This window comes from Nonomuraea sp. NPDC005983, from assembly GCF_040614375.1.
Classification (GTDB): domain Bacteria; phylum Actinomycetota; class Actinomycetes; order Streptosporangiales; family Streptosporangiaceae; genus Nonomuraea.
The window spans coordinates 1-9,138 of the sequence record NZ_JBEXUP010000234.1; the positions used below are offsets into that span (position 1 = coordinate 1).

At 72.5% G+C, this 9,138-nt stretch carries 11 protein-coding genes and 1 pseudogene; 10 read left to right on the forward strand and 2 right to left on the reverse strand.

All coding sequences use genetic code 11. From position 1 onward, the window contains the following. Window positions 1-391: pseudogene (locus tag ABZ297_RS45305) on the forward strand (pseudouridine synthase); the annotation flags it as partial. Window positions 392-932: 541 nt separating this feature from the next. Here the strand turns inward: ABZ297_RS45305 and ABZ297_RS45310 are convergent. Continuing rightward, window positions 933-1,952, reverse strand: coding sequence for a LacI family DNA-binding transcriptional regulator (locus tag ABZ297_RS45310; protein WP_355360308.1), 1,020 nt, complete (start codon window positions 1,950-1,952; stop codon window positions 933-935). 196 nt (window positions 1,953-2,148) lie between these two features. On the opposite strand from ABZ297_RS45310, the gene ABZ297_RS45315 reads away from it, so the two are divergent. The 9 genes from ABZ297_RS45315 to ABZ297_RS45355 all read left to right on the forward strand — a co-directional run bounded on the left by ABZ297_RS45315 (window position 2,149) and on the right by ABZ297_RS45355 (window position 8,481). Then, window positions 2,149-2,412, forward strand: coding sequence for a phosphoribosyl-ATP diphosphatase (locus ABZ297_RS45315; RefSeq protein ID WP_355360311.1), 264 nt, complete (start codon window positions 2,149-2,151; stop codon window positions 2,410-2,412). A 61-nt stretch (window positions 2,413-2,473) separates the two neighbouring features. Then, window positions 2,474-3,319 carry an ATP phosphoribosyltransferase gene (gene hisG / locus ABZ297_RS45320; RefSeq protein WP_355360314.1) on the forward strand — a complete coding sequence of 282 codons (846 nt, stop codon included), beginning with the start codon at window positions 2,474-2,476 and terminating at the stop codon, window positions 3,317-3,319. 54 nt (window positions 3,320-3,373) lie between these two features. Continuing rightward, window positions 3,374-4,018, forward strand: coding sequence for a carbonic anhydrase (locus ABZ297_RS45325; protein ID WP_355360317.1), 645 nt, complete (start codon window positions 3,374-3,376; stop codon window positions 4,016-4,018). 69 nt (window positions 4,019-4,087) lie between these two features. Next, window positions 4,088-4,972 carry an ABC transporter ATP-binding protein gene (locus ABZ297_RS45330; RefSeq protein ID WP_355360320.1) on the forward strand — a complete coding sequence of 295 codons (885 nt, stop codon included), beginning with the start codon at window positions 4,088-4,090 and terminating at the stop codon, window positions 4,970-4,972. Then, on the forward strand, window positions 4,972-5,706 hold the full coding sequence (locus ABZ297_RS45335; RefSeq protein WP_355360323.1) for an ABC transporter permease: 735 nt from the start codon (window positions 4,972-4,974) through the stop codon (window positions 5,704-5,706). Before ABZ297_RS45330 ends, ABZ297_RS45335 begins: the two co-directional genes overlap by 1 nt. Continuing rightward, window positions 5,703-6,848: a sensor histidine kinase gene (locus tag ABZ297_RS45340; RefSeq protein ID WP_355360326.1), complete on the forward strand. Its 1,146-nt coding sequence runs from the start codon at window positions 5,703-5,705 to the stop codon at window positions 6,846-6,848. Before ABZ297_RS45335 ends, ABZ297_RS45340 begins: the two co-directional genes overlap by 4 nt. Window positions 6,849-6,853: 5 nt before the next feature. After that, window positions 6,854-7,459, forward strand: a complete 606-nt coding sequence (locus tag ABZ297_RS45345) for a response regulator transcription factor (RefSeq protein WP_355360328.1) — start codon at window positions 6,854-6,856, stop codon at window positions 7,457-7,459. 58 nt (window positions 7,460-7,517) lie between these two features. Next, window positions 7,518-8,099 (forward strand): TetR/AcrR family transcriptional regulator, encoded by a 582-nt coding sequence (locus ABZ297_RS45350; protein ID WP_355360331.1) that lies wholly within the window; start codon window positions 7,518-7,520, stop codon window positions 8,097-8,099. Further along, the gene (locus ABZ297_RS45355; protein ID WP_355360334.1) at window positions 8,089-8,481 is read left to right on the forward strand and encodes a nuclear transport factor 2 family protein; all 393 of its coding nucleotides are present in this window, start codon (window positions 8,089-8,091) and stop codon (window positions 8,479-8,481) included. The genes ABZ297_RS45350 and ABZ297_RS45355 overlap by 11 nt, the downstream gene beginning before the upstream one ends. 25 nt (window positions 8,482-8,506) lie before the next feature. Here the strand turns inward: ABZ297_RS45355 and ABZ297_RS45360 are convergent. After that, the coding region (locus ABZ297_RS45360; RefSeq protein WP_355360337.1) for a CBS domain-containing protein at window positions 8,507-9,138 on the reverse strand (632 nt) is incomplete at its 5' end.

Here is a 9,138-nt window from a genome sequence, read left to right on the forward strand (position 1 = left end):
CGACGACGGCGACCGGCCGTTCGGCGCGGGTGACGACCGGCGTCCGCGCCGGCACGACGGCTCGCAGGAGCCGCGCACGTTCGGCGACGACCGCGGCGCCCGGCGCGACGACCGCGGCCAGCGCGGCGGCTTCCGCTCCGACGACCGGCCGTTGCGCGACGGCGACCGCTCCCGCGGCTTCCGCCGTGACGACCGTGGCCAGGGCGGCTTCCGCTCCGACGAGCACGGCGCCCGCGACCGGGGCCGCCCGTTCTCGGCCGACCGCGACCGCGGCGGCTTCCGCTCCGACGACCGCCCGCGCGACGGCTACCGCTCCGGCGGCTACCGCACGGAGGGCCGTGGCAACGGCGGCTACCGCTCCGCTCAGGGCGAGCGTCGCTACGGCCGCTGACCGGGCTCCGGCCAGGTCGTAACGGCGTCCACCTCGCGCCGCCGGGGCCGTTGACCCGGCCCGCCGGCCGGGCGTGACCACCTCCCTGCCCGCCGTACCTCGCTTGGACGAGGTGCGGCGGGCAGTGGCGTTTCCGGGGAAGGAGCGCCCATGAATCGGCTCAGCTAGGTGGGCGCTCAATGGTGCCAACAAGGTGACGGGGTGCTGCAACGTCGTACATTGCCCCTGATCGATGGGATCGGCCGGACGGCCTGGCGCTACGAGGCCGTGTTCGACTGGTCCCCGACCGGCCACGAGCGGACCGACCCGGTCTGTGAGGGCCTCGACACGGTGGCCCTGATCGAGCTGAACGGCAGCTGGCGGCAGCGTGGTCATCGCCCACTCGCCCTTCAGCTTCGGTTTGTTCAGGTCGATACCCTTGGCGATCCAGTGGGGATCTCGCCACTTAAACGGGTAAGTCACCATAGCCGGCGACCGGGATTGCCGGAATGTCTCCGCCTCCGGAGCCGCCCTCATGGGGCCGTGGAGTCCGTGAAGCGGTTCAGGCGCCCGGCGCGGGGGCGGTGCTGCCCCGGGGCAGCAGGCGCGCGGCGGGGTCCTCCACTCCGGCCGCCTCCTCGCCGCCGACGATCCGCAGCAGGCACCGGGTGGCGTGCGCGCCGTAGGCGGGGATGTCGCGGGTCAGCGCCGTCAGCGGGGGCCGCGCCACCTGCGAGAGCGGCGAGTCGTCCCACGCCGCGATGGACAGCTCGGCCGGGACGTCCAGACGCATCTCCTGGGCCACCGACAGCCCCGCCAGCGCCATGATGTCGTTGTCGTAGACGATCGCCGTGGGCCTGGCCCGCGAGCTGAGCAGCCGCCTGGTCGCCCTGGCGCCCTCCTCGCCGGTGTAGTCGGTGTGCACGACGGGATGCTCGCTCACGCCGAGCGCCGCGCAGACCTCCGCGAACGCGGTGTCCCTGATCTGGGTGTGGAGCAGGCCGGGCAGCCCGGCCACCCTGGCGACGCGCCGATGACCGAGCGCCGCCAGGTACTCGACCGCCTCGCGCATCGCGGCGCCGTCGTCGGACCACACCGCCGGCAGCGACCCCGCGCCCGACGGATGCCCGACCACCACCGCCGGCATGCCGAGCCGCTCGACCACCGGCACCCGCGGATCGTCGGCGTGCAGGTCGACCAGGATCGCCCCGTCGACCCTGCCCTCGCCCCACCAGCGCTGGTAGATCGCGATCTCGGCCTCGTGGTCGGGCACCACCTGCAGCATCAGCGCGCACGAGCTCGCCGCCAGCTCGCCCTCGATGCCGCTGATCAGCTCCATGAAGAACGGCTCGACGCCGAGGAAGCGGGCAGGGCGGCACACGACCAGGCCGATGGCGTCGGCCCTGGCGCCGCTGAGCAGGCGCGCGGCCAGGTTGGGACGCCAGCCGATCTCCTGGGCGATCGCCTGGATGCGCGCCCTGGTCTGCTCCGAGACGCCGGGCTGACCGTTCAGCGCGTACGAGACGGCCCCCTTGGACACGCCGGCCCGCTCGGCGATGTCGGCGATCGTCGGCCTCTTCACCCGGCGCCCCTCCCTGCCCGGTAACCTTCGCTGAACCGTATCAGCGTTTTTTGGCGGTGCCTTGGTCACCCGCTTACCCGGTTCATGGACACGCCCCGTCCGGGGAGCGCCGTCTCGGGTGGCGGATGCCGGGCCGTACGACCCTGGCGCGCAGACTAGGCTTGTCATGCACGTCAGCCGACCGACGAGAGAGATCATGAAGACCTTCGAAGAGCTGTTCGCCGAGCTGTCAGAGAAGGCGCAGACCCGGCCCGCGGGCTCGGGCACTGTGGCCGCGCTCGACGCCGGCGTCCATGCCATCGGCAAGAAGGTCGTCGAGGAGGCCGCCGAGAGCTGGATGGCCGCCGAGCACGAGTCGAACGAACGCGCGGCCGAAGAGATCTCGCAGCTCCTCTACCACGTGCAGGTGCTCATGCTCGCCAAGGGCATCGAGCTGGATGAGGTGTACAAGCATCTCTAGGGCGCCACGCGCCCTCCGCCGCCAGCCGGTAAACCCAGCGAGACCCGAGGAAACCACAGACATGCTGCGTCTGGCCGTACCGAACAAGGGCGCTCTCAGTGAGGCCGCCCAGACCATGCTCAAGGAGGCCGGTTACCGGCCCCGCACCGACAACAAGGAACTCGTCGTCGTCGACCAGGAGAACGGCTGCGAGCTGTTCTTCCTGCGCCCGCGCGACATCGCCGTCTACGTCGGCGAGGGCACCCTCGACGCCGGCATCACCGGCCGCGACATGCTGATCGACTCCGGCGCCCCCGTCGAGGAGATCATGCCGCTCGGCTTCGGCGGCTCCACCTTCCGCCTGGCCGCCAGGGCGGGCGCGATGACGTCGGTCAACGACCTCGACGGGCTGCGCATCGCCACGTCCTACGCGGGCCTGCTCGACAAGTACCTGTCCGACCAGGGCGTCGACGCCCGGGTGATCAAGCTTGACGGCGCCGTCGAGACCGCCATCAGGCTCGGCGTCGCCGACGCGGTGGCCGACGTCGTGGAGACCGGCACGACCCTGCGCAACGTCGGCCTGGAGGTGTTCGGCGAGCCGATCATGCGCTCCGAGGGCGTGCTGATCAAGCGGCAGAGCGCACCCCAGGACGCGGGCCTGGAGCAGCTCGTCCGCCGCCTCCAGGGCGTCGTGCACGCCCGCGACTTCGTGATGATGGACTACGACATCCGCGCCGAGCGGATCGAGGAGGCCATCGCGATCACTCCCGGCATGGAGGGCCCGACCGTGTCGCCGCTGCACCGCGAGGGGTGGGTGGCCGTGCGGGCGATGGTCCGCCGCAAGGGCCACCAGCAGGTGATGGACCAGCTCTGGGACCTCGGCGCAAGGGCCATCCTGGTCACCGACATCTACGCCTGCCGCCTCTGACATCTCCCTGCGAGGCCATATCCGGGCAAGCCTCGCACAAGGCATGAATTAGCTGTGCGTGACGAACTGATTGCCCGCCGTTGTCCGATCTCCGGGCGAGCGCGTCCCGGAGCGTCCGAGAGCGTGCCGGAGGAGCGTCCCGCCACCGCCGAGCAGGCGTGGGCGGCGCTGGAGGAGGGCAACAGGCGCTGGGCGGCGGGCACGTCCTGCCGCCCGCGCCAGGACCCCGAGCACAGGAGGCGGGTGGCGGCGGACCAGTCGCCGCACGCGGTCGTCCTGTCGTGCATCGACTCGCGGGTGCCGCCCGAGGTCGTGTTCGACGCCGGGCTCGGCGACCTGCTGGTCGTCAGGACCGCCGGGCACACCGTCGACCGGCTGGTCACCGCCGCTGTCCAGTACGGGCCGCAGGCCCTGAGCGCGCCGCTCGTCGTCGTCCTCGGCCACCAGCGGTGCGGCGCGGTGACGGCGGCGGCGCAGGCGCTGCGCGAGGGGGCCGCCTTACCCGGCGAGCTGTCCCGCATCGTGGCCGCGCTGGAACCCGCCTACGAGGGCTCCGGCGGGGACGTGGAGGCGATGATCAGCGCGCACGTCGTCCGGACGGTGTCGCTGTTACGCGACGACGGGCTGCTACGCGGCAGGGCGGCCGTGATCGGCGCCCGCTACAGCCTCGACACCGGCCTGGTCACCCGGCTCGTCTGACAAATGTCACGGTGAACGCCGGAGGGAAGGCACTAACCGGGCGACAGGCCCGCCCCTAGCGTTGACGACATGGACGCCATCGTGTTCGACCAGGTCAGCAAGGACTACGGCGAAGTCCTCGCAGTCGACGACCTGTCCCTCACCATCGAGCCCGGCAGGACCGTGGCTCTGCTCGGCCCCAACGGAGCCGGCAAGTCGACCTCCATCAACATGCTGCTCGGCCTGCTCAAGCCGACCTCGGGCACGATCTCCGTGCATGGCAGGACCCCCGACCAGGCCGTCGCCGCCGGCGCGATGGGGGCGATGCTGCAGAGCGGCGAGCTCATCCCCGAACTGACGGTCAAGGAGCTCATCGACCTGATCCGCAGGCTCTACCCGCAGCCCCTGGACCTGGCCGAGATCGTCAAGCTGGCCGACCTCGGCGACCTGGTGAAGCGCCGGGCCAACAAACTGTCGGGCGGGCAGGCGCAGCGGGTCAGGTTCGCGCTGGCCATCGCGGGCGCCCCCAAGATCCTCCTGCTGGACGAGCCGACCGCCGCCATGGACGTGGAGTCCAGGCTGCGGTTCTGGGAAAGCATGCGCGACTACGCCGCCGGCGGCCGGACCGTGCTGTTCGCCACCCACTACCTGGAGGAGGCCGACGAGCACTCCGACCGGGTCATCGTCATCGCCAAGGGCAAGGTCGTCGCCGACGGCACCGCCGCCGAGATCAAGGCGGGCGTCGGCGGGCACACCGTCCGCTTCGCCATCGGCGAGCAGCCCGCGGCCGGGCTCGACCGGCTGCCCGGCGTCACCGCCGTCGAGATCGTCGCCGGGACGGCCGCGCTGCGCACCTCAGACACCGACGCCACGCTGAACGCCCTCTACCGCGCCACCTCGCTCGAGGTGCGCGACCTCACCCTCACCGGAGCCGACCTCGAGGACGCCTTCCTCGCCCTGACCAGGGAGCCGTGATGCTGTACTACGCGAGGACCGAGGCGCTGCGGATGCTCCGCAACCGCCGCTACATCATCTTCGTCGTGCTCTTCCCCGTGGTGTTCTACCTGATCAACGCCAACATCTACGGCAACCAGACGGCCGAGGACGGCGTCCGGGTGGCCGTCTACCTGATGGTGTCGATGGCCGCCTACGGGGCGCTGTCGGCGTCCATGATGAGCTCGGCCGTGCCGTGGGCGCAGGAGCGCCAGACGGGCTGGCTGCGCCAGCTTCAGATCACTCCGCTGCCCGGCTGGGCGATCATCGTCACCAAGCTGGGCGCCGCGATGCTGCTGGTGCTGCCCTCGCTGGTGCTCGTGTTCGCGGTCGCCGTGCTCCAGCAGGGCGTCACGCTGCCCGTGAGCCGGTGGGTGCCGCTGCTGCTGGCGCTGTGGCTCGGCACGATCCCGTTCATCGCGCTCGGGCTGGCCATCGGCTCGCTCCTGGCGCCCGACGCGGCCCAGCCCGTCGCGATGATCTGCATGTTCGCCCTGGCGCTGCTCGGCGGTCTGTGGTTCCCCGTCCAGGTCATGGGCGGCACCATCCGCGCGATCGCCGAGCTCACGCCCTCCTACCGGTACGCCGACCTGGGCTGGAACATCGTCGCGGGCAACGGCCTGCCGCTGACGGACGTCCTCGTGGTCGCGGGCTGGGCGGTCGTGCTCGGCGCGGCGGCGACGTTCGCCTACCGGCGGGCTACTGTTCGGGCATGAGCTTCGCCAACCTGCTGACCTTCAGCGGGGCGGACGGCGTGCCGTCCCGCAAACGCCGGCTGTTCGGGATCTCGTTCGGGCTCGTCTACCTTCTCTTCCCGATCTCGGAGATCGCGTCCGGCGAGATCGCCGGGACGAGGGCCGTCTGGGCGACGCTGTCGCTGGTCGCGTTCCTGGTCTCGTACGTGGCGACCGTGGTGAGCCCGCGTACCTTCTACGAGCGCGGCCGGTGGACCGTCCCGCTGCTGGCGCTCACCACGGTGATCGGGATCGGCGCGTCGCTGGTCTTCGGCGGGGCCTGGCTCAGCCTGCCCGTCTACACCGTGGTGCTGTACTGCATGATCCTTTGGCCGCGGCAGGCGCTCTTCGGCATCGGGGGGATGCTGGCGGCGGTCGTCGTCAGCGGCCTGATCACCCGCACCGACCCCGGCGCCATCACGATCCTCGGGCTGCAGGTGGTCACGCTGGGCCTGCTGTTCATCGGCGTCCGCAACACCAGGGTGCTGGCCCAGCAGCTGCGCGACGCCGAGGGGGAGATGGCCAGGCTCGCCGCCACCGACGAGCGGCTGCGCATCGCCCGCGACCTGCACGACCTGCTCGGCCACAGCCTCTCGCTGATCGTGCTCAAGGCCGAGCTGGCCGGTCGGCTGGCGGAGGGCTCCCCGAGGGTGCTCAACGAGATCGGCGACATCGAGTCCGTCGCCCGGCAGGCGCTGGTCGAGGTGCGCGAGGCGGTCACCGGCTACCGGCAGCGCAGCATGGCCGAGGAGCTCGACAGCGCCAGGTCGGCGTTACGGGCGGCGCGCGTGGAGGCGCAGGTGCGGGTCGAGGGCACGCCGCTGCCCGACCTGCTCGACGGGCTGCTCGCCTGGGCGGTCCGCGAGGGCACCACCAATGTCATCCGGCATGCGGAGGCGTCCCGCTGCATGATCAGCGTGACGTCCGACGGAGCCCACGCAACCCTGGACATCGTGGACGACGGGCGTGGCGCTGGGCCGTACGAGATGGGTAGCGGCCTGCAGGGGCTCACCGAGCGGATCCGCGCGGCGGGCGGCGAGGTGGAGACGGGGCCGGCGCCGAAAGGAGGCTTCCGGTTGCGCGTGCTCGTCCCGGTGGCCGTGCGGGCGGAGGCCGTATCGTGAGCCCCGTGATCCGCGTGATGCTGGCCGAGGACCAGGCCATGGTGCGCGGTGCGCTGGCGTCGCTGCTCGGCCTGGAACCCGACATCGAGGTGGTCGGCGAGGCCGCCAACGGCGAGGAGGCCGTCGCCGTCGCCGCCAAGGAGCGGCCGGACGTCGCGCTGCTCGACATCGAGATGCCCGCCATGGACGGCATCACCGCGGGCGGCAGGATCGCCGCGCAGGTGCCGGGCTGCAGGGTGATGATCCTGACCACGTTCGGCAGGCCCGGCTACCTGCGCACCGCGATGGAGGCGGGGGCGGTGGCGTTCCTGGTGAAGGACAGCCCGGCCCGCGAGCTGGCCGCCGCGATCCGCCGGGTGCACGCGGGGGAGCGGGTCATCGATCCGGGGCTGGCTGCGGCGGCGCTCAGCGCGGGGCCCAACCCGCTGTCGTCGCGCGAGCGGGACGTGCTGGCCGCGGCGGCCGACGGCTCCACGATCGGCGACATCGCCACGTCCCTGCATCTGTCGGTGGGCACCGTGCGCAACTATCTGTCGTCGGCGATCCAGAAGACGCGGGCGCGCAACCGCATCGAGGCGGTGCAGCGGGCGCGGTCGCAGGGCTGGCTCTAGCCGCGTCTCGGGCGGGTCGCGTGGCCCGCTGAGCGGGCCGGGCCGCTACCGTGCCGGCATGGCCAGACCAGCGAAGTTCGACGCCGACCAGATCCTCGACGCGGCCGCGGCCGTCGCCGCCGAGAGCGGGCAGGGCGCGGTGACGGTCACCGCCGTCGCCGCCAGGCTCGGCGCGCCCAGCGGCTCGATCTACCACCGCTACGGCTCGCGCGACCTGCTGCTCGCCCACCTGTGGATCAGGACGGTCCGCCGCTTCCAGGAGGGTTTCCTGCAAGCCGCGCAGACCGGCGACCTGGCCGAGGCGGTGCGGCGGGCGGCGGCGCACACCGTGCGCTGGTCGGCCGAGCACCCCGACGAGGCCCGCCTGCTGCTCCGCTACCACGTCGAGGACCTGCGCCTGGCCTGGCCGCAGGAGCTGGGCGAGGAGCTGTCGCGGCTCAACACGGCCTCCGTTGCGGCCATGCGACGGCTGGCGGAGCGCAGCGGCCACGGCGACCTGGAGCGCGTCGTCTTCGCGCTGGTGGACATCCCGCTCGCGGCCGTCCGGCGGCACCTGTCGAGAAGCGGGGCCATCCCCGAACAGGCGGCCCGGATGGCGGAGGCGGCGGCGCTCGCGGTAGTTTTAGAGAATGACCTCTAAAACTGTTCGACGGCTCTACGACGCCTTCGCCGCGGGCGACGCGGACGCGCTCGTCGCCCCCCTCCACCCCGACCTGGTCCTGAAGGTCAGCACCGGCATGCCGCTGGGCGTCGGAGGCGAGCACCGCGGCCCCCAGGGCGCGCTGCGCGGCTGCTGGAGCATCATCTTCCGCACCTACCGGACCGCCCCGGTGCCCGAGGAGTACGTGTGGTCGGGGCCGGACCGGTGCGTCGTCCTCGGGCACTACCGCGGCACCGTCCGAGCCACCGGACGCCCCTTCGAGGCCGCGTTCGCCCACGACCTGACGCTGCGCGACGACCTGATCGTGAACTTCGTCCAGATCACCGACACCGCCGAGTGGGCGCGGGCGCTGGCGTCCTGAAGCCCGCCCCGGCGCTGTCAGGCGTTCAGCCCTTGACCGCCGTCATCTGCCTGATCAGGTCCGAGACCCGCACGATGCCGAGGCAGCGGTTGAGCTCGTCGACGACCACCAGGTCGTCGTAGACGCGTCCGGAGTCCCGGCCCGCCGCCTGCATCGCGGCGATGGCCGGGGTCGTCCTCGGCACCGTGCGCGGCGGGTCGGCGAGCCGCCTGGCGGGCTTGGCGCCGTGCAGCGCGTGCCCGTAGCGGGCGGCGAACGACAGCAGGAAGCGGCTGCGGTCGAGGCTGAACTTGGGGCGCTGGTACTCGTCCACCAGGATGACGCTGGTGATCGACGGCTCGTGGCCGAACGCCGCCACCACCTCCTCCGCCTTGGCCTCCGCGGGAAGCGTCACGGCGGGCAGCAGCAGCTCCTGCACGCGGGGGCCGAGCGAGATCGCGGGCTCGTCCTCGACGGCGGGGAGAGGGACCCGCACCAGCCCGTCGGGGCCCGGGGTGAGCAGCGGGCCGTGCGCCAGCCGCACCTCCCAGCTGCGCACGGCGGCGAGCTGCGCCTCGTAGGCGATCGCGGGGGCGAGCACGTGCGCGCCGACGCCGCGCGCCAGGCTGACCACGGCACGCGCCACCGCCGAGGCCCGGTGGTCGCGCGGGATCCGCG

Coding starts and splice junctions, on each gene's coding strand:
- ABZ297_RS45315 (WP_355360311.1), top strand. CDS start 2,149: ATGAAGACCTTCGAAGAGCTGTTCGCCGAGCTGTCAGAGAAGGCGCAG.
- hisG (WP_355360314.1), top strand. CDS start 2,474: ATGCTGCGTCTGGCCGTACCGAACAAGGGCGCTCTCAGTGAGGCCGCC.
- ABZ297_RS45330 (WP_355360320.1), top strand. CDS start 4,088: ATGGACGCCATCGTGTTCGACCAGGTCAGCAAGGACTACGGCGAAGTC.
- ABZ297_RS45335 (WP_355360323.1), top strand. CDS start 4,972: ATGCTGTACTACGCGAGGACCGAGGCGCTGCGGATGCTCCGCAACCGC.
- ABZ297_RS45340 (WP_355360326.1), top strand. CDS start 5,703: ATGAGCTTCGCCAACCTGCTGACCTTCAGCGGGGCGGACGGCGTGCCG.
- ABZ297_RS45350 (WP_355360331.1), top strand. CDS start 7,518: ATGGCCAGACCAGCGAAGTTCGACGCCGACCAGATCCTCGACGCGGCC.
- ABZ297_RS45355 (WP_355360334.1), top strand. CDS start 8,089: ATGACCTCTAAAACTGTTCGACGGCTCTACGACGCCTTCGCCGCGGGC.